The sequence below is a fragment of the Streptomyces sp. PA03-6a genome (assembly GCF_033792765.1).
Taxonomy (GTDB): domain Bacteria; phylum Actinomycetota; class Actinomycetes; order Streptomycetales; family Streptomycetaceae; genus Actinacidiphila.
Genome location: NZ_JARAVK010000065.1, coordinates 1 through 18,115, shown reverse-complemented (window position 1 = coordinate 18,115; position 18,115 = coordinate 1). Strand labels below are relative to the sequence as shown.

Genomic DNA, 18,115 nt, shown 5'->3' with positions numbered 1-18,115 from the left:
CTCACCACTCGGCTTCCTGGTAGTCCTTGAGGAAGACGCCGGAGAGCGGGTGCCCGGCCTCTCCCCGCACGATCGGGTCGTAGACCCGGGCCGCGCCGTCCACGACGTCCAACGGGGTGCGGAAGCCCCGGTCTGCCAGCCGGCTCTTCTTCGGCAGCGGGTTCTCGTCGGTGATCCAGCCGGTGTCGACGCTGCACATGTGGACGCCCTGCGTGGCGAGTGCGGGTCCGCTGGTGCGGGTCAGCATGTTGAGGGCGGCCTTGGCCATGTTGGTGTGCGGATGGCCGGCGGTCTTGTTGCGCACCGTGAAGCGCCCCTCGACCGCGGTGACGTTGACGATGTAGCGGCGCGGCCGCGGGGAGGCCAGCAGCAGCGGCAGCAGGCGGTCGCAGAGCAGCGCCGGGGCGAGGGAGTTGACGAGCTGGGTCTCCAGCACCTCGGCCGGGTCGAGGCCGCCGAGCTCCGCCGACCAGGAGTTCTCCGGGGCGGTGTCGGGCAGGAGCCCGGCCTCGTCGGTCCCGGCCAGCAGGAGTTCGGCGGTGGGACCGGCGGCCGCCGGCAGCGCCCGGGCGGTGCCGAAACCCGGAGCGGTGAGCATGGCCCCCGGCCGCGGCCCGGCGGGCAGCGGCGCGCGCTCGCCCGCGGTGAGGGCCGCGTACGACTCGGGCGGCCGCCGGACGGTCTGGGCCGCGTTGTTGACCAGGATGTCCAGCGGCTCCCCTGTCTCGCGGAGCCGTTCGCACAGGCCGACGACCTGACGGGGGTCGCGCAGGTCCACGGCGACGACCGTGAGCCGGTGGAGCCACTGCTCGCTGCCGGGCGCCTCGGTGAAGCGGCGCAGCGTGTCCCGGGGGAAGCGGCTGGTGACCAGGAGTTCGGCCCCGTCGCGCAGCATCATCAGAGCCAGCTGGAAGCCGATCTTGACGCGGCCGCCGGTCAGCAGCACGCGTCTGCCGCCGAGGTCGGTACGCAGGCGCCGGCGTGCGGTGTTGTCCGCGGCGCAGGCGGGGCAGAGCAGGTGGTAGAAGGCATCCACCTGCCGGTACAAGGACTTGCAGACGTAGCAGCGGCGGGGTCTGGCGAACTCCCCCGCGTTGCCGCCCTCTCCGGCGGCGTCGAGGGGCGCGTCCTCGCGGCGTTCCCGCGCACCGGTCGCGGTGGCCGCCACGACCTCGGCGTCCGCCACGGCCCGGTCGTCCCGCCGGGTCTTCCTGCGCCGCAGCCGTCCGTCCCGGGCGAAGGACGCGGCCACCTGTTCGGCCCTCAGCCGTACCGGATCATCGACGGGCAGCGCGCGCAGCTTGCCGACCACCGCGTCGAAGACGGCGAGTTCGGCCTCGGTGATGTCGCCCGTGTCCCCCACTGCCCCTGCCCGACGTCCGGCACTGCCTGGTGGGTCCGGCCGGATTCGAACCGGCGTGATCCGCCTTGCGAAGGTGGTGGCGCCTGCCTCTGCGCTACGGACCCGTGTGCTCCGACTGCCCGGACGGCCGGATTCGAACCGGCGTGATCCCGTTGTGGAGACGGAGCGCCTGCCTCTGCGCTACATCCGGGCATTGCGATGATCCTATCGGGGGCCCGGCCGGATTCGAACCGGCGTATCCGCCTTGAGAGGGCGGCGGGTCTGCCTCTGCCCTACGGGCCCCATGTGTCACGGACTGCCCGGACGGCCGGATTCGAACCGGCGTGATCCGTCTTGGCAAGACAGTGCGCCTGCCTCTGCGCTACGTCCGGGCATTGCGCCGATCGTACCGGCGTCACGCAGGACCTCTCAGGGCGGCCCACCGGCCAATCCACCGGAGGGTTCCGGGCGTTCACAGCCGAAGGCACCGTACGCATCTTGACGCGCTCATGCCACCACCGCACGATCGGGTCGAACTCCTGCGCTACCCCCACACCCAGGAGGACGTCCATGCACATCCCCCGAACGGGCCGACGGGCGACGGTCACCGCCGCACTGCTCGCCTGCGCCCTGGCGACCTCGCTCGCCGTCCAGGCCGACGCCTCGCCGTCCACAGCCGGCGGCCGTCCCGTCGCGGCCGCCGCCGACGAGGTCGTCCGACAGTACGAGGTGGCCGGCACCGGCACCGTCGCCGCCCGCACCACGCTCGCCGCCCACGGCGTGTCGATCGACGCCGCCCGCACCCACTCCACCGTCGTCACCGCGAACGCCGCCCAGGCGGCCGCACTCCGCTCCGAGGGCTACCGCCTCACCGCGCTCCCCGGTCCGCCCGCCGGGAGCGACGGCGACCGCGGCGCCGACGGGGGCGCCTCGGTGCTGGACTTCCCCGGCTCCGACTCCGGTTACCACAACCACGCGGAGATGACCGCGGAGATCAACGCCCTGGTCGCCGCGCATCCCGCCATCATGAGGCAGCAGGTCATCGGCACCTCCTACGGCGGCCGGAACATCGTCGCCGTCAAGGTCAGCGACAACGTCGGCACCGACGAGGCCGAGCCCGAGGTGCTCTTCACCCACCACCAGCACGCCCGTGAGCACCTCACCGTCGAGATGGCGCTCTACCTGCTGCACCAGTTCGGCGACACCTACGCCACCGACAGCCGCATCAAGGGCATCGTCGACTCCCGCGAGATCTGGATCATCCCGGACCTCAACCCGGACGGCGGCGAGTACGACATCGCGACCGGTTCCTACCGCAGCTGGCGCAAGAACCGCCAGCCCAACTCCGGCTCCTCCGCCGTCGGCACCGACCTCAACCGCAACTGGAACTACCGGTGGGGCTGCTGCGGCGGCTCCTCCGGCACCAAGTCGAGCGAGACCTACCGCGGCGCATCCCCCGAGTCCGCACCCGAGGTCAGGCTCGTCGCGGACTTCGTACGCGACCGGGTCGTCGGCGGCAGGCAGCAGATCACGGCGGGCATCGACTTCCACACCTACAGCCAGCTCGTGCTGTGGCCCTTCGGCTACACCACCGCGAACACCACCACCGGGATGACGGCCGACCAGTACAACACCTTCGCCACCTTCGGCCGCACCATGGCCGCCACCAACGGCTACACCCCCGAGCAGTCCAGCGACCTCTACATCACCGACGGGTCGATCGACGACTGGCTCTGGGGCAACCAGGGGATCTGGGCTTACACCTTCGAGATGTACCCGGGCCCGAACGGCTCCTCGGGCTTCTACCCGCCCGACGAGGTGATCCCCGCCCAGACCAGCCGCAACCGCGAGGCGGTTCTGCTGCTCCTGGAGAACGCGGACTGCATGTACCGCGCCATCGGCAAGGAGGCGCAGTACTGCTCCTGAGCGGGCCGGTACGGCCCCCGCGGCCCGGCCCCGCGACGCCTCGCGCGTCGCGGGGCCTCGCGCGTCGCGGGGCCCGCCTGCCCGGGATCCGGGACGCCCCCGTCCTACGATCGGGGCGTACGCGTGCCCGTCGCCCGCCGTCCGCGCCCGCCCCGGGGAGGCCCCGTGACCACCGTCCACGACCCGCTCGCCGTGCGCGAGAAGGTGCGCGCCTTCGCGCTCACGCTGCCCGGCGCGGCCGAGGAGTTCCCCTGGGGCGAGAGCGTCGTCAAGGTCAACAAGAAGGTCTTCGTCTTCCTCGGCACCGGCGACGGCAGTCATCCTCCCGGCATCAACGTCAAGCTCAAGGACCCCCAGGTCCACGAGCACGCCCTGTCGGTCCCCGGCGCCGAGCCCTCCGGCTACGGCCTCGGCAGGGCCGGCTGGGTCACGGTCCCCCTCACCGGGGAGGCGCCGGCCGCCGAGCTGCTGTGCGACTGGGTGGAGGAGAGCTACCGCGTGGTCGCTCCGAAGCGGCTCATCGCGGAGCTGGACGGCCGCTGAGCCCGGTCGTCGCCCCGATCACGGCGGCGGTCTCCGCGTCGACCGGATAGGGCCGCTCCTGCGGCAGCAGCGCCGCGGCGGCCTCGCGGTCGCCGGAGCGCACGAGCTCCTGGACGCGGTGGGCGAGCGCGGTGACGTCCCGGATCCCGACGATCCAGTGGTCGGCGTAGTCGCGCGTCGCCCGGCCGGTGAGGCCGAGCTGCAGCGAGCGGTACGGCAGCGGACGCAGGGAGAGGTCCCGCTCCGGGTCCCACTGGACGCGGACCTGCGTGGTGCGCACGCGCCCGGCCCAGGTCTCGCGGTCGGGGTACACCGAGCGGTCGAAGTGCGACAGGCAGGCCTGCCGGAGCGCCGAGTCGAAGCCGTCGCGGCTGATGTCGAGGGCGAGCACCCTCTCCTGCCCGTCCTTGCGGCCCCAGCCACTGCGGTACATCATCCACAGGAACGACGGCTTGATCCACGTCATCCGGGAGCGGCTCCAGCTCGCGGGGAAGCGGCCGTGCTGCGCGGCGTGGTCACCGATCTCGGGACGGTACGCCTGATAGACCGTCACGGCGTCCTCGGTGTGCGCAGCCCTGATCAGACGGTACGGCATCTCGGTGTTCTCCATGATGCGGGCATCGTGCCCGCCGCGGGCCACCCGCTGCCAGGCATTTTCCGGCGGTGTGCCCGTCCGGCGGTCCGTGCCATGCGGACCACCGGCACCTCGCCTAGCCTGGAATCCCGAGCCGCCATCGGTACGGAGGGCCCGGTGAACCGCACCGCACCCGGGTGGGAGGTATGCGGTGGGCACTGTCTCCTTTCTCATCGTCATCGTCATCGTCACGGCGCTCGCCTTCGACTTCACCAACGGGTTCCACGACACGGCCAACTCCATGGCGACGTCGATCGCCACGGGCGCGCTCACGCCCCGGGTGGCGGTGGCGGTGGCCGGTGTGCTGAACCTGCTGGGGGCGTTCCTGTCCACGGAGGTCGCCAAGACCATCTCCAACGGCATCGTCGACGACGCCAAGGTGTCCGCCGTGATGATCTTCGCCGGGCTGGTGGGCGCCATCCTGTGGAACCTCGTCACCTGGCTGCTCGGCCTGCCCTCCAGTTCCTCGCACGCCTTGTTCGGCGGGCTGATCGGTGCGGTCTGGGTGGGCGCGGGCGCGTCCGCGGTCAACGCCGGCGAGGTCCTGGAGAAGATCGTGGTCCCCGCCGTCGCCTCACCCGTCGTGGCCTGCGTGGTGGCGATGCTGGCGACGTACCTGGCCTACGTGATCACCAGACGGACCCGTGGCAACGAGGTGAAGCGCGGCTTCCGGGCCGGCCAGATCGGCTCCGCCTCGCTCGTGGCGCTCGCCCACGGCACCAACGACGCGCAGAAGACGATGGGGGTCATCACGCTGACGCTCATCTCGGGGGGACTGCTGGCGCCCGGTTCCGGTCCGCCGTGGTGGGTGGTGCTGAGCGCCGGGCTGGCGATCGCGCTCGGCACGTACGTGGGGGGCTGGCGGATCATCCGCACGATGGGCAAGGGGCTGACCGACATCGAGTCCCCGCAGGGCTTCGCCGCCGAGACGAGCGCGACCTCCGTGATCCTCGCGTCCTCGCACCTGGGCTTCGCGCTGTCCACCACCCAGGTCTGCACCGGCAGCATCCTGGGCGCCGGGCTGGGCCGCAAACTGGCCCAGGTGCGCTGGGGGGTCGCCGGGCGGATCGCCGTGTCCTGGGTGCTGACGCTCCCCGCGGCGGCAGCGGTGGGCGGGGTCGCGGCCTGGGTCGCCGGCCACGGCGACCTGGGCGTGGCGCTCGTGGCGGGTGTGGCCGTCACCGCCGCCGCGGGCTTCTACCTCCTGTCGCGCCGTCGCCCGGTGAACGCGGAGAACGTCAACGACACGCGGCCCGGTGCGCCGGCGCCGAGCCCCGCCGGCCACTCGGCCGGGTAGCGGTGAGGAGCGGATCCGCATGGACATCCAGTGGGGCAACCTCGGCAGCGTGTTCGGGGCCAGCCTCGGCATCACGATCGCCGTCGTGGTGATGTTCTCGCTGGGCATCGCCGCATGGGGCCGCGCCGGCGGCGGCAGCCCGCGCGACGGGCAGTCGCGCGACGCCCAGGAGAAGACGGCCCTGGCCGTGGCGGCCCTGTGCTTCGCGGCGTGCCTGGCGGTGGCGGCCTACGGCATCGACCTGATCGTCCCCGGCTGACGCGCCCACGCCGAGGTGCGGCGGGGACCGGCTGTGGCGTCCGGGCCGGTCAGGCCGGGTTGGCGTCCGCGGCCGCGGCGGGCGCGGGCAGCGGCGTGACGGTGCCGCGCTCGTCCCCGACGGGGTCCGCAGGCGGGGCGGCGGTGGGGGCCTGCCCGCCGGCGTGCTTCTTCTCGACGACCTTCTCCGCGGTCTTGCCGCCGAAGTAGAAGCCCACCATCACGATCATGAAGGTGTTGAAGCTGCCGTACACGTCGTCGAGGAAGCCGGAGGTGTCCGCCATCGCCCGTGCGACCTCGTCGTTGAACGAGGCCGCGACGAAACCGAAGTAGAGGACCGTGAAGGCGGACATCACGGCGGTGCGCACGTCGCGGGAGTCGGTGAAGAGCACCAGGAAGGTGCACAGGCTCATGGCGGGCAGCGCCACGGACAGACCCGCGATGCCGATGTCCTGCCCGAAGAACCAGAAGGTGGAGGCCACGCCCAGCGCGAGCAGCACCACGTTCACGACGACGAGCAGCAGGCCCACCTGCCAGTTGATCTGACCGTCGCCTATGCGGCCGGAGAACTTGTCCGGCGGCCTCTCCCCGTTCACGGCGTTCAGGTTACACCGGGGTCCCGCGAAGTGGGTTCCTCCGCAAGGCGTTTGATGGCCGACAGCCGGGCGTCCCAGCGGGCGGCGACGCGGTCCATCCACCGCGCCGCCGCCACGAGCCGCTCGGGCCGTACGGCGTAGCGCATCTCGCGGCCCGTGCGCCTCCCGGCGACCAGTCCCGCGTGGTCCAGCACGGTGAGGTGCTTGACGATCGCCTGACGGGACACGGGGAGTTCGGCCGCGAGCACGGTGGCAGTGGTGTCACCGTGCTCGGCGATGGCGTCCAGGATGCGACGCCGCATCGGGTCGGCCAGCGCGGCGAAGACGTCCTCCTCGCCCTCGGTACCCTCCTCGCCCTCGGTACGGGTCTGCGTCATGCGGGCAGCTTCTCCACGTACGCGGCGAGTCCGGCCGTGACGTCCACCCAGCCCTGCGCATGGCTCTCGTACCCGGCGTACGGGATGCGGTCCTCGGGGATGTCGAGGGCCGCGAAGCCGCTCTCGACGACCCGCAGACGGGTGCCGTCCCCGTCGGCGGTGAGGGTGAACTCGACGAGGGTGGAGTTGTCCTCCGTGGCCTGCGTGCCGGGGAAGGCGGTGGCCCAGCGGTAGGAGAAGTAGCGCGGCGGTTCCACGCTCACGATGCGGCTGGGGTAGACGCCGAAGCCGTGGTCGATCTCGAAGGTGCCGCCCGGCCGCAGGTCCACGTCCGCGGGCGCGCCGCCACCGCCCAGGTCCTCGCCGAACCAGCGGCCGATGTGCTCGGGCCTGGTCAGGACGTCCCACACGCGCTCGACCGGCGCCGCGATGCTGATCTCCCGCTCGATCCGGTCCTGGGTCTGGGTGCTCATGATGGTTCCTCCGTCACTGGACAGCCTTACGTGCAACTCCAGGGTTGCACGTAAGGCCGTATCGCGCAACCGATGAGTTGCACGTTGGGGGGTCAGTCGGTGAGCAGCACCTCCCGCAGGGCGCTGAGCAGGGCGTCGTCCGTGCCGAGCCGCGCGCGGGCGTAGCCCTCGACGGATCCGTGCTCGGCGGTCAGCCCGGCGAGGAAGATCCGCATCGCGTCGGCGGGCGCCCTCCCCCAGCCGGGCCAGCGCAGGCTCCGCTCCGGGTTGGCCGCCGTCCAGTCCGCGAGCAGGCGGGCGGTGGCCAGGTCGCTCAGCGCGTAGTCGGCGACGATGTCCTCCTCGGACACCCCCAGCAGCCCGAGCACCAGCGCCGCGAGCAACCCGGTGCGGTCCTTGCCCGCCGCGCAGTGGAACACCAGCGGCCCGCTGGTGTCGGCGGCGATCACCTCGAGCGCCCGCGCCAACTCCTTGACGCCGTCGGCCGCGACCTCCGCGTGCAGCCGGGCGTAGAAGGCGGTCGTCTCGACCTCCGGCCCGAACGCGGTCTGGTCGACGGGCCGGTGCTCGATGCTGAGGTTGTGGTACGCGACCCCGGTGGCCTCCGGGACGCGCCCCTTGGCCTCGATCTCGAACGGGTAGCGCAGGTCGATGACCGTGCGCACCCCGAGGGCGGCGAAGCGCTCCAGATCCGTGCCCCCGAGCTTCGAGAGCGCGTCGGAACGGTAGAGCCGCCCCCAGCGGACCGTGCGGCCGCCGGCCGTGCGGTAGCCGCCCAGGTCGCGGAAGTTGTGCAGTCGGTCGAACGCGATGTGTCTCCCCATGGGGGGACCTTACGGGGCGGGCCGCCCGCTCAGAAGATGCCCTGACCGGGGACGAGGATCCCCCGGGGGTCGTACCGTCGCCTGGCCGCCGCCAGGGCGGGCCACGCGGAGCCGAAGTGGGCGCGCCAGTCGGCGCGGCCGAAGGGGATGGAGCCGACCGGGTACTGGGTGCCGCCGGCCGCCCGGGTGGCCTCGTACGCGGCCCGGTTGGCGGCCAGGAGGCGGTCGACCGTCGCGGTGTCCTGCGGCGGGGTGGTGCGCAGCACGGCGAGCAGGTACGGGACGGGGTCCTGGCCGGCCCGCAGCAGGGGGCGGTGCAGGCGCTCGCGCAGCAGCGGGTAGAGCAGCACGACACCGGGGCCCAGGTCGGCCGGCGTGAGCGCGTCGAGGATGCCGCCGGCCACGGCGGCGGCCTTCTCCCCGGGGATGAGCAGGTTGAGCCAGGGGTGGGCGAAGTCCCACAGGCCGGCGGCCTTGAGCGCCGCCACCGAGGCCGCGAGCCGGTCGAGGAAGGCGAAGTAGCCGAGGTCCTCGGTCTGCACGCCCGCGGTGTCGTGGTGCAGCCCCGCCAGCAGCGCGGCGTCGTCGGGCGAGGCGTCGTACGAGACCGCCTCCAGGACGTAGCCGCGGAACGCGCCGTTCGCGTCCGGGACGACCTGGCCCTCGACGTAGCCGAACCGGCCGTCGGTGACCAGCAGTCGCTGGTCGGCGAGGAAGGTGCCGAGGTCGTGGTACGGCAGCAGGTAGTGCCGGACCGTCGTAGGGGCCTTCACCAGGCGCAGCGTGGCCGACACGATGACGGCGCACTGCCCCAGGCCCGCCAGCACCGCCTCGAACAGGTCCCGGTGCCGCGACGGGGAGCAGCGCAGCGACTCGCCCGCCCCGGTGACGACGTGCAGTTCGCTGACGTTGTCGACCTGGGCGCCGTGGTGGTGGCTCTGCCCGCCGAGTCCGCCCACGGACAGCGTGCCGCCGACGGAGAGTTCGAGGTAGTCGGTGAAGACGGGCGGCGTGAGCCCGTGCGCCAGGGTGGCCCTGGTGACCTCGCTCCACGTGGCCCCGGAGCCGACCGTGACGGTACGGCTGTGCGGTCCGACCGGGCCGATCCCCGCCAGGGGCGTGGTCTCGATGACCAGCCCGCCGTCGACCTGCGCCTGACCGAAGGTGCCGTGGCCCTGGCCGCGCGGCGCCACCTTCAGCCCGTGCCGGTTGCAGAAGCGCACCATGGCGACGACGTCGTCGACGGACCCCGGACGCAGCACCGCGACCGGCCTGCGGTGCACGATGTGCCCGAAGTCGTCCGCGGCGGCGCCGAGCGAGGCGTCGTCGGTGAACAGCGTCCCGTCCAGGTGGGGCAGCCCCACCAGCGTGCCGTCCGCCCGGTCCGCGGCCGTCGCGGCCACGGCCCAACTGCGGCCCACGGGGTCGAATCCGACGACCACGGCGCCCGCGGCCGTCGCCGCCGTCCGCAACATCGCACGTCTGGACGGGAGGTGGGACATGCGCGCTCCCCCTGAACGGGTCGGTGGACACTGCAACAGTCCCGGATTCTAGGCCTGCTGTCCCCCCGTCAGCAGCGACTCGTGGAATCCCGTGGGGCCACCGGCGACGCTAACCGACCCCACGGCGGGCGGCCCGCCGGGCGGGCCGCCCGGGTGATCATCCGAGCGACTTCCACCGGGGGTCGGTCGCCGCCTTCACGAGGGCGTCCATGCCGAGGGCGGGCGTGGTGCGCGTGGGAGGCCGGTGGTAGCCACCGGAGTTGAGTTCCGAGATGACGACCCGCAGCCCGTCGGGCCGCAGGGTGTCGGCGGTCCACTGCTGGATCCCGGCCCCGCCCTTGTCCCCCGCCCCTTGAGTGGTCTGCACCTTGGTGCCGTCGGGCAGGGTCTGGGGGTCGGAGAACTGCAGGTCCCCGAAGTCCTCCTCGGCCCAGTGCTGGACGTTGACCTCGACGAGCGTGGGCCCGTGGCCGTCGTCCACGGTGATGTGGGCGTAGCCGTCCTCCCCCACCGGCGCGGTGATCTTCAGGCCCGCCGGCATGACGGCCTTGAGGCGCTTCAGGATCTCCGTGCCCCTCGGCTCGACGGAACCGCTCGCGCCCGAGGGCGCCCCCGACGACGCAGGGAATGCGTCGAAGACGCTGTTCCACCGGGGTGCCCGCACAAGTGCGGTGAGCTGCGCGACGTCCAGCGGCGGGTCGTCCCTGCTGGTCTCCTTCGCCTTCTCCTCCGGGGCGTTCCACTCGTTGGCCCAGATGCGCCGCCCGTCGGGAGTGGTCAGGATGGCCTGCCAGTTCTCGGGGCCCTCGCGCTCGTCCTGGTACTCCCAGGTCTTGATGACCACCAGCACCGAACGGTCGGGCAGTTCGGAGCGCCGGCACGTCGTGCCCTGCTTCATCAACGCCAGGTCGGGACACTCGGTCAGGTCCTGCCCCGACTGGTCGGCGAGGTCCAGGCCGACGGAGATCGTCGAAGCGCCGTGACCGTCGTCCCACACCACCTCGGCGAACGAGGAGGGCCGGGCCCTCGGATCATCCTGCGGCCCCACGGCGCGGCCGCTGAGAAACCCGCCCTTGGGCAGCAGGCCTCCGAAGAGCCGGAGCAGCTTCTTCTCCTCGGGTGTCGCGCCGAAGTCCTCGGCGCTCCCGTGCGTCGCCTGGGGGCCGCTCGGCGCCGAGGGGCCCGTGTCCCCCGCGGAACCGCCGGGCGCGACCAGCGCCGCCGTCACACCCACTGCCGCCACGGCGGCGACGGTGCCCGCGACGGCGGCCGTGCGGCGGCGGCGGGCGCTGCGGCCCTGCGCGAGGCCGGCCGCGACGAGGGCGCGGTTGTCGGTACTGAAACTGTCGCCGGTGCTCCGCAGAGCGGCGCCGAGGTCGTCTTCGAAGGGCATGGTGAACCACCGTCCGGAGGAGAGGAGAGGTCGTGAGGGAAGGGGAAGCCGGTGGGGGGTGAGTCAGTGGGAGGAGACGAGTTCCGCGAGGCTGTCGCCGAGCAGTTCGCGGAGCCTGGCGAGGGCACGGACCGACCGGCTGCGCACGGCGCTCGAGCTGACCCGCATCGCGTCGGCGGTCTCCTCGATGCTCCGGTCCTCCCAGTAGCGCAGGACGACGACCGCGCGGTCCTTCGGCGCCAGCCGGGCGAGCGCGTCCAGGAGGGTCAGCCGCAGCAGGGCCGTGTCGCTGTCGGAGCCGCCGGCGCCCGCGGGCACGTCGGGGAGCTCGCCCGTGGGGGACTCGCTGCTGCTGCGCCGTCGCCGGTGGCTGAGGAAGGTGCGGACGAGCACGGTCTGGGCGTACCCGGCGGGGTTGCCCACCCGGGACACCCGCCACCAGGTGACGTACAGCCTGCCGAGGGTCTCCTGCACGAGGTCCTCGGCGAGATGGGTGTCACCGCCGGTGAGCAGGCAGGCCGACCGGAAGAGATGTGCGGCGCGGGTCCTCGCGAAGTCCAGGAAGTCCTTCGTACGGTCCTCGTGCATGCCCCCACCCCATCGTCCTTCGGCATCGCCTTCACCTCACTGACGTCGTGAGGGTGGGAAAATGTTGCACCGCCACAGCAGGAGCACAGGAAGCAGCAGCGGCAGCGCCGCCAGGGCGAACAGCGGACCCGGCCCGGACCAGCGGGAACCCAGGGCCCAGCAGCCGAAGAGCAGGAGCGATCCGGCCTCGGAGCCCAGGCCCGCCAGGGAGGTGACCGTCGCACGGGTGCGGTCGGTGATGCGGTCCTGGAGGCGGGCGTCGGCGGCCGTCGTCGCCCAGTCGAGGAGGCCGAAGGCCGCGGCCACCAGTGCCAGGCCGGCCGGGTGCGTGCCGGCCGCGCCCGCGGTCAGGCACACCACGGCGACGGCCGGTGCGAGCGGGGCCCAGCGAGTGCCGCGGCCGGCGAGCCAGCCGCCGGCCGTGGCCCCCGCGGTCACCAGGAGCACGAGCAGCGGGACGAAGGACGGCCGCACGCCCGTCGCCTGCGCGAGCAGCGGGACGTACTCGTCCAGTGCGGTCGCGCCGGCCACCAGGGAGACGACGGCCACCATGCGCCCGGCGCCGGGGGTGTGCCGGGCGTGGTCGAGGGCCTCGCGCAGCAGCCCGGCGTACGAGGCCGCGCCGCCGCCCTCGTCGGCACCCGCGCCGCGTGCCCGGGGTTCGGGCAGCGCGAGGGCGGCCAGCGCGGTCAGCACGGTCACCGCGACGCTGACCAGCCCGACCGCGCGGTCGCCGCCGGCCGCGAGGAGCGGCCCCGCCAGCGCGGTCGCGGCCAGGGCCGCCGTGGTGCCGAGGGCCTGCGCCCGGCCGGTGAGGCGGGCGTACGCGTGGGCCGCGCCGACGCGGGTCAGCTCCTCGTGCACCAGGGCCTGCAGCGCCCCGGACCGCAGCGCGGACCCGGCGCCCCACAGGACGAACCCGGCGGCGAAGGACGCGTAGCACGGCCACAGGGTCCACAGCGTGAAGCCCGCCCCGGCCAGCAGCGGCGCGAGGGTGAGCAGGGCACGCCGGGAGAAGCGGTCGGCCCATACGCCCGAGGGCACCTCGAGCAGGAACGCCGTGAGGGACCACACGGCGAACAGCGAGGAGATCCCCGCCTCGGACAGCCCGGCGCCCGCGAAGAGCACCGCGTAGACCGGGTAGAGCGGGATCAGGTCCTCGAGGAAGGCGTAGGCGTAGAGCCTGCGCGCCAGTGGTGACTGCGGTGAGGATCAATGTCGCCATGTCATGGGACGAGCGTAGCCGGGTACGAACCGGATGAGGAGGCGTTTTCCATGCGCATGGGACGGAGCGGGAACGAGCCCCTGCGGGCTCGCAGCGCACTGCGGATGCGGCTCGCACTCGCGGCCTTCGGGCTGGTCTGGGCGATCGCGGGAACGGTGCTCTTCGCCGACCTGGGGCGTACCGGGTGGGCCGTCTTCTTCGGTCTGCTGGCGCTCGCCGCCGGCACCGACCTGGTGGTGATCGTCCGGCACATCCGCCAGGGCGCGCACTGGCAGCCGGGTCGCGACGTCCCGCCCTACGAGCCGCTCCGCAAACGCTGAGCGCACGGCCGGACACGCACGGGCAGGCAAAGACCGAGGGCCCGGTGCTGATGCACCGGGCCCTCGGCTTCAGTAGCGGGGACAGGATTTGAACCTGCGACCTCTGGGTTATGAGCCCAGCGAGCTACCGAGCTGCTCCACCCCGCGTCGTTGAACGCAACCTTACGGGGTGTCGGCGCCAGGACCAAATCCATTCCCGGTCAGCCACCGCCAGCGGGGGATCTCGGCCACGACGGTGGCGGCCGCGAGGACCCCGACCAGCACCGCGACCGGGGCGGGCCAGGCCGCCCAGGAGGAGACGACGGCCGCGCCGAGCTGCAGCAGCACCAGCGCGACGGTCACCGCGCCGGGGACGGGGACGATCACCTGCGCCTTGTCGCCGGGGGTGGCGAACACCGTCGGCAGGCCGACGAGCACGACCACCGAGAGCGCGGCGAGCGGCCAGGAGTGCCCGGCCAGGGCCCACGGGGTCGCGACCCAGGCCACGAGCTCGGTGGTGAAGCGGAGGACGGAGGCGACGCGGCCGTCGGGCGCGGTGGTCCGGGAGGTCACGGCGTCACACTCCCACGGACCGGGCGCCCGGTAAATGCGTTGCCGGGGCCCCGGCACCGGCGTAGCTTCTGCTCCGGCCTGCCACCGTCCGATTGGAGAAGGCCGTTGCTCTTCTGAGGTCAGGGACACCGTGTCCGCGGCTCGCCGAACCGGCGTCCGCGCGGGCCCGTGTGCGACCTCGGCCGTGAGCAGCCGCCTGCGTGCAGCGCCCGCCTTCCGGTGTCCCCGTGTGCCGACCCGTCGTCATTCACGAGCACCCCGGAGGAACACATGGGACATCCCACGATCTCCATCACCTGCACCGACCTCTCCTTCGCCTGGCCGGACGGCACTCCCGTCCTGGACGGTTTCCAGCTCGCCGTCGGCCCGGGCCGCACCGGCCTCATCGGGCTCAACGGCTCGGGGAAGTCCACCCTGTTGCGGCTCTTCGCGGGCGAACTGACGCCCGTCGAAGGGACGGTTCGCGTCGCCGGCGAGGTCGGCTACCTGCCGCAGGACGTCGTCCTGGACACCGCGCTGCGGGTGGACGAGGCCCTGGGCATCGCGGACGCGCGGGCCGCGCTGCACGCCGTCGAGGCCGGCGACGTGCGCGAGGAGAACTTCGCGGCGGTCGGCGACGACTGGGACGTGGAGGAGCGGGCCCGCGCCGGACTGGACGGCCTCGGGCTGGGTCACGTCGGCCTCGACCGGGTCGTCGGCGAACTGTCGGGCGGCGAGTGCGTCCTGCTGCGGCTGGCGGCCCTGCTGCTGCGCCGTCCGGACGTGCTGCTGCTCGACGAGCCGACCAACAACCTGGACCTGGCGGCCAGGCAGCGGCTCCACGAGGCGGTCGCGGCCTGGAACGGCGTGCTGGTGGTCGTCTCCCACGACCGCGAACTGCTCCGGCACGTGGACCGGATCGCCGAGCTGCGCGACGGCGGGGTCCGCTGGTACGGGGGCGACATCGCCGTCTACGAGGAGGCCCTGGCCGTCGAGCAGGAGGCCGCCGAGCGCATGCTGCGCGTCGCGGAGTCCGATGTGCGGCGACAGAAGCGGGAGTTGGCCGACGCCAACGTCAAACTGGCCCGCCGGGTGCGGTACGGGCAGAAGATGTACGACTCCAAGCGGGAGCCGCGCGCCGTCATGAAACTGCGCAAGCGCAGCGCCCAGGTGTCGGCGGGCAAGCACCGGGTGCTGCACACCGAACGGCTGGCGGAGGCGAAGGAGCGGCTGGACGAGGCCGTGGAGGCGGTGCGTGACGACGACGAGATCCGCGTCGACCTGCCGCACACCGCGGTGCCCGCCGGCCGGAACGTGCTGACGCTGCGTTCCCTGCGGACGGCGTACGGGGCGCCGGCCGGGGACCTGGAGCTGCGTGGCCCGGAACGGATCGCGCTGGTCGGCCGGAACGGCGCGGGGAAGACGACGCTGCTGCGCACGATCAGCGGCGAACTCCCCCCGGCGGCGGGCGAGGCGCAGGTGCACGTGCCGCTGCGCTTCCTGCCGCAGCGGCTGGACGTCCTGGACGACGAGCTGTCGGTCGTGGCCAACGTGGCGCGGTTCGCCCCGGAGGCGACGGGCAACCGCATCCGCGCGTCGCTGGCCCGCTTCCTGTTCCGTGGGGGACGGGCCGACCAGGCGGCCGGTTCGCTGTCGGGCGGGGAGCGGTTCCGGGCCTCGCTCGCGGCGCTGATGCTCGCCCAGCCCTCGCCGCAGCTGCTGCTGCTCGACGAGCCGACGAACAGCCTGGACATGGCGAGCGTACGGCAGTTGACGACGGCGCTGGCCTCCTACGAGGGGGCACTGGTCGTGGCGAGCCACGACCTGCCGTTCCTGCGGGGCATCGGCGTCACGAGCTGGCTGCGGCTCGACGCCGGCGGGCTCACCCGCGTCGAGCCGCTGTGACGGATGTGGTGCCGCTTCGGCGGCGGGGCTCCCCCCGGGGCCCCGCCGCCGGTGTCCGCGGGCCGCGTGGCGGCGTCAGCGGTACAGCTTGTTCACGGCGGTCCGCGTGGTCTTCTTGAAGGCCTTCAGCGGGATCCGGTCGAGGGTCCCCATCTGGCCCCACTCGACGACGGTGACGGTTCGGCCGTCGCGGCCGATCCCGTAGAGCCGGACGTTGTGCTCGGACTCGGGGGGTGCGACGTGCACGCCGTAGACGTGTGCGCCCTCCTCCACGTCGAGGGCGCCGAAGTCCTTCCAGTCGGCCTCCGAGCCCGGGTTCTGCTCCAGGAAGCGGCCGGCGCAGCCCCGCACGGACGCGCGGAGCTTGGCGGCCAGGTCACGCGCCGCCTTGGTGTTCTTGGTCGTGAAGGTGACCTGCTGGGCGTTGGTGTCCAGTTCGGTCCAGAACGAGCGGTGCGAGACGCCCTTGCGGGGCAGGCCGCGCAGGGCGCAGGCGGTGCCGCCCTCGGGCAGGCCGGCGGTGACCCGGTCGGCGTACCAGGGCGAGAGGGGGTACGGCGGCAGTTCCTTCGGTGCGAGGAACCTGGGCGCTGCGGTGGGCGCGGCGGCCCCGGCCTCGGCGGAGCCGGCGGCGAGGAGAGAGGTGGCGGCGACCGCGGCCAGCGCGGTCACGGCGGCGCGGCGGGTGGGTGTGCGGTTCAAGGTGCTTCCCCCGTGGTCAGGTCGTGGACGAGGACCGTCGCCGAGCGGCGGCGGCACTGCACCTCAGCCTGCGGGGCGCCGTCACGACCCGGCAACAGCAGCGGCGGGTTCCGGGACGCCGGAACGGTTGCGCGTACCCTGGCCTGGGGAGACGTGAGCGCCCTGGAACGGGCGGCCGGGACACGGGAAGACGTCGGGGGCGCGGGACATGGGTGGTACGGCGGCGGGCAGCGAGCACTTCGCCCGGTCTTTACGTGACCTGAAGGACCGTTCGGGGCTGAGCTACGGGCAGCTGGCGACCCGGCTCCACGTCAGCACGTCGACCCTGCACCGCTATTGCAACGGCGACGCCGTACCGGCCGACTACGCGGTCGTGGAACGCCTGGCGCGGTTGTGCGGCGCGGGGCCGGAGGAACTGGTCGAGCTGCACCGCCGATGGGTGCTCGCGGACGCGGTCCGGCGGGTCGGCAACCGCGGCGGCGGTGCGGTGGCCGAGCGCGACGAGAGCGGCAACGGGAGCGGGGACGGGGAAGCCGAGGCGAGCGGGGACGACGACGTCGCCGCCGCCGGGAACGCCCCTGTCGGAAACGCGCCTGCGCCCGGCCCCGAGGCGGCCCCGCAGGCGCCCGCCGAACTCGACCCGATCGGCACCGTCCCGGCGCCGCGCCGGCCGCGCTCCTGGCGCCGGCGTCTGTCCCGGCCCGCCGTCGCCGGATCGGTGGCGGCGCTCGTGCTCACCGGCGCCGCGCTGGCGATGACCGACGGCACGGGCGGCGAGGGTCCGCCGGCCCACGCCGCCTCCTCGCCCTCCGCGCGCCCCGGCGGGGCGGGAGGCACACCGCCCTCGGCGGGTGGGACGGGCACGGTCCCGGCCTCGCCCGGCGCTTCCCCCTCCGGACAGGCCTCGTCCACGAAGCCGTCGGCGAAGGGCACCGACACCGGTCCTCGCTCCCCCGGCGGCAACACGGATTCCCACGCCCCGGTGCCCGCGCGGCCCCTGGTCTGGAGCGTGCGCTCGCACGTCTGGGAGAACGGCTGCGGTCACGACTACCTCATCGACCGGCCCCCCGCGGACGTCCCTCCCCCGCCGGTCTCCCAGGACGCGCGCGCCTGGGCCGGCGCCCTCGGCGCCGTGCACGGCGGTACGACCATCGTCGAGGCCACGGTCCGGGGGCGCGGGTCGACGCCGGTGGTGGTGCAGGCCCTGCACATCCGCGTCGTCGAACGCCGCGACCCGCTGCGCTGGTCGTCGTACTCGATGGACAACGGCTGCGGTGGAGCGCTGACCCCCGCGGAGTACGCGGTGGACCTCGACGCCGCGCGTCCGCAGCCGCGGCCGCGGGACGGCTCCGACAGCGAGCACGTCCTTCCCGCGGTCCGCCTCCCCTACCAGGTCTCCGCACAGGATCCGCTGGTGCTCAGGGTGCACGCCCGCACGGTGCGCTGCGACTGCGACTGGTTCCTCGAACTGGAGTGGAGCGCCGGCGGCCTGACGGACACGGTCCGCATCGACGACGGCGGCCGCCCCTTCCGCACCAGCGGCGTCAAGGGCCGCCCCGAGTACGGTTACTGGTCCTCCGGGGGCTGGACCCGCAACTAGGCTCCGCGCCCTGCCCCGGCGCCCCGTGCCCGTGCCCGTCCCTCGTCCCCCGCTCCGGGACGTGACGAAGGGTCCCCAC

Annotated in this window: 19 protein-coding genes and 5 tRNA genes; 7 read left to right on the top strand and 17 right to left on the bottom strand. The window is 73.5% G+C overall.

What is annotated here, in order from left to right; all coding sequences use genetic code 11:
- Nucleotide 1 precedes the first annotated feature (1 nt).
- From PV350_RS17790 to PV350_RS17770, 5 genes are all read right to left on the bottom strand, one after another.
- The gene (locus PV350_RS17790; protein ID WP_499515167.1) at nucleotides 2-1,363 is read right to left on the bottom strand and encodes an SDR family NAD(P)-dependent oxidoreductase; all 1,362 of its coding nucleotides are present in this window, start codon (nucleotides 1,361-1,363) and stop codon (nucleotides 2-4) included.
- Between the two features lie 27 nt (nucleotides 1,364-1,390).
- Nucleotides 1,391-1,467: transfer RNA gene (locus tag PV350_RS17785), tRNA-Ala, on the bottom strand.
- Nucleotides 1,468-1,481: 14 nt separating this feature from the next.
- Nucleotides 1,482-1,553, bottom strand: a tRNA-Trp gene (locus PV350_RS17780).
- A 20-nt stretch (nucleotides 1,554-1,573) separates the two neighbouring features.
- Nucleotides 1,574-1,645 (bottom strand) — tRNA-Glu (locus PV350_RS17775).
- Between the two features lie 16 nt (nucleotides 1,646-1,661).
- Nucleotides 1,662-1,734 (bottom strand) — tRNA-Gly (locus tag PV350_RS17770).
- Nucleotides 1,735-1,912: 178 nt separating this feature from the next.
- Between PV350_RS17770 and PV350_RS17765 the strand changes: the two genes are divergently transcribed.
- Together PV350_RS17765 and PV350_RS17760 are read left to right on the top strand one after the other, a co-directional pair.
- Complete coding sequence (locus PV350_RS17765; RefSeq protein ID WP_499515166.1) at nucleotides 1,913-3,268, top strand: M14 family metallopeptidase; 1,356 nt, start codon at nucleotides 1,913-1,915, stop codon at nucleotides 3,266-3,268.
- Nucleotides 3,269-3,433: 165 nt separating this feature from the next.
- On the top strand, nucleotides 3,434-3,811 hold the full coding sequence (locus tag PV350_RS17760; RefSeq protein WP_499515165.1) for an MmcQ/YjbR family DNA-binding protein: 378 nt from the start codon (nucleotides 3,434-3,436) through the stop codon (nucleotides 3,809-3,811).
- Here PV350_RS17760 and PV350_RS17755 read toward each other — a convergent pair.
- The gene (locus PV350_RS17755; RefSeq protein WP_499515164.1) at nucleotides 3,786-4,421 is read right to left on the bottom strand and encodes a DUF4291 domain-containing protein; all 636 of its coding nucleotides are present in this window, start codon (nucleotides 4,419-4,421) and stop codon (nucleotides 3,786-3,788) included. The two genes, PV350_RS17760 and PV350_RS17755, sit on opposite strands and share 26 nt — an antisense overlap.
- Nucleotides 4,422-4,596: 175 nt before the next feature.
- Between PV350_RS17755 and PV350_RS17750 the strand changes: the two genes are divergently transcribed.
- Both PV350_RS17750 and PV350_RS17745 read left to right on the top strand, forming a co-directional pair.
- Nucleotides 4,597-5,742, top strand: coding sequence for an inorganic phosphate transporter (locus tag PV350_RS17750; protein WP_499515163.1), 1,146 nt, complete (start codon nucleotides 4,597-4,599; stop codon nucleotides 5,740-5,742).
- A gap of 19 nt (nucleotides 5,743-5,761) precedes the next feature.
- Nucleotides 5,762-6,001: a hypothetical protein gene (locus PV350_RS17745; RefSeq protein WP_499515162.1), complete on the top strand. Its 240-nt coding sequence runs from the start codon at nucleotides 5,762-5,764 to the stop codon at nucleotides 5,999-6,001.
- 49 nt (nucleotides 6,002-6,050) lie between these two features.
- Here PV350_RS17745 and PV350_RS17740 read toward each other — a convergent pair whose 3' ends face one another.
- The 8 genes from PV350_RS17740 to PV350_RS17705 form a co-directional block, all read right to left on the bottom strand.
- On the bottom strand, nucleotides 6,051-6,596 hold the full coding sequence (locus PV350_RS17740; protein WP_499515161.1) for a hypothetical protein: 546 nt from the start codon (nucleotides 6,594-6,596) through the stop codon (nucleotides 6,051-6,053).
- Between the two features lie 5 nt (nucleotides 6,597-6,601).
- Complete coding sequence (locus tag PV350_RS17735) at nucleotides 6,602-6,973, bottom strand: ArsR/SmtB family transcription factor (protein ID WP_499515160.1); 372 nt, start codon at nucleotides 6,971-6,973, stop codon at nucleotides 6,602-6,604.
- The gene (locus PV350_RS17730) at nucleotides 6,970-7,446 is read right to left on the bottom strand and encodes an SRPBCC family protein (RefSeq protein ID WP_499515159.1); all 477 of its coding nucleotides are present in this window, start codon (nucleotides 7,444-7,446) and stop codon (nucleotides 6,970-6,972) included. Before PV350_RS17730 ends, PV350_RS17735 begins: the two co-directional genes overlap by 4 nt.
- A gap of 92 nt (nucleotides 7,447-7,538) precedes the next feature.
- On the bottom strand, nucleotides 7,539-8,270 hold the full coding sequence (locus PV350_RS17725; RefSeq protein ID WP_499515158.1) for a tyrosine-protein phosphatase: 732 nt from the start codon (nucleotides 8,268-8,270) through the stop codon (nucleotides 7,539-7,541).
- Nucleotides 8,271-8,299: 29 nt separating this feature from the next.
- The gene (locus tag PV350_RS17720; RefSeq protein ID WP_500334749.1) at nucleotides 8,300-9,772 is read right to left on the bottom strand and encodes an FAD-binding protein; all 1,473 of its coding nucleotides are present in this window, start codon (nucleotides 9,770-9,772) and stop codon (nucleotides 8,300-8,302) included.
- Nucleotides 9,773-9,929: 157 nt separating this feature from the next.
- On the bottom strand, nucleotides 9,930-11,165 hold the full coding sequence (locus PV350_RS17715; protein ID WP_499515156.1) for a hypothetical protein: 1,236 nt from the start codon (nucleotides 11,163-11,165) through the stop codon (nucleotides 9,930-9,932).
- A gap of 63 nt (nucleotides 11,166-11,228) precedes the next feature.
- Complete coding sequence (locus PV350_RS17710; RefSeq protein ID WP_499515155.1) at nucleotides 11,229-11,753, bottom strand: SigE family RNA polymerase sigma factor; 525 nt, start codon at nucleotides 11,751-11,753, stop codon at nucleotides 11,229-11,231.
- Nucleotides 11,754-11,789: 36 nt separating this feature from the next.
- Nucleotides 11,790-12,905, bottom strand: coding sequence for an MFS transporter (locus PV350_RS17705; protein ID WP_499516992.1), 1,116 nt, complete (start codon nucleotides 12,903-12,905; stop codon nucleotides 11,790-11,792).
- A gap of 123 nt (nucleotides 12,906-13,028) precedes the next feature.
- On the opposite strand from PV350_RS17705, the gene PV350_RS17700 reads away from it, so the two are divergent.
- Nucleotides 13,029-13,298 (top strand): DUF6343 family protein, encoded by a 270-nt coding sequence (locus PV350_RS17700; protein WP_499515154.1) that lies wholly within the window; start codon nucleotides 13,029-13,031, stop codon nucleotides 13,296-13,298.
- 73 nt (nucleotides 13,299-13,371) lie between these two features.
- Here PV350_RS17700 and PV350_RS17695 read toward each other — a convergent pair.
- Both PV350_RS17695 and PV350_RS17690 read right to left on the bottom strand, forming a co-directional pair.
- A tRNA-Met gene (locus tag PV350_RS17695) sits at nucleotides 13,372-13,445 on the bottom strand.
- A 15-nt stretch (nucleotides 13,446-13,460) separates the two neighbouring features.
- Nucleotides 13,461-13,850, bottom strand: a complete 390-nt coding sequence (locus PV350_RS17690; protein ID WP_499515153.1) for a hypothetical protein — start codon at nucleotides 13,848-13,850, stop codon at nucleotides 13,461-13,463.
- 270 nt (nucleotides 13,851-14,120) lie between these two features.
- Between PV350_RS17690 and PV350_RS17685 the strand changes: the two genes are divergently transcribed.
- Entirely contained in the window at nucleotides 14,121-15,734 is a 1,614-nt protein-coding gene (locus PV350_RS17685; RefSeq protein ID WP_499515152.1) for an ABC-F family ATP-binding cassette domain-containing protein, read from the top strand.
- A 75-nt stretch (nucleotides 15,735-15,809) separates the two neighbouring features.
- On the opposite strand, the gene PV350_RS17680 is transcribed toward PV350_RS17685, so the two are convergent.
- Nucleotides 15,810-16,436, bottom strand: coding sequence for a hypothetical protein (locus PV350_RS17680; RefSeq protein ID WP_499515151.1), 627 nt, complete (start codon nucleotides 16,434-16,436; stop codon nucleotides 15,810-15,812).
- 208 nt (nucleotides 16,437-16,644) lie between these two features.
- Here PV350_RS17680 and PV350_RS17675 point away from each other — a divergent pair, with 208 nt between their 5' ends.
- On the top strand, nucleotides 16,645-18,036 hold the full coding sequence (locus tag PV350_RS17675) for a helix-turn-helix domain-containing protein (protein WP_500334745.1): 1,392 nt from the start codon (nucleotides 16,645-16,647) through the stop codon (nucleotides 18,034-18,036).
- The last annotated feature ends 79 nt before the right edge of the window (nucleotides 18,037-18,115 follow it).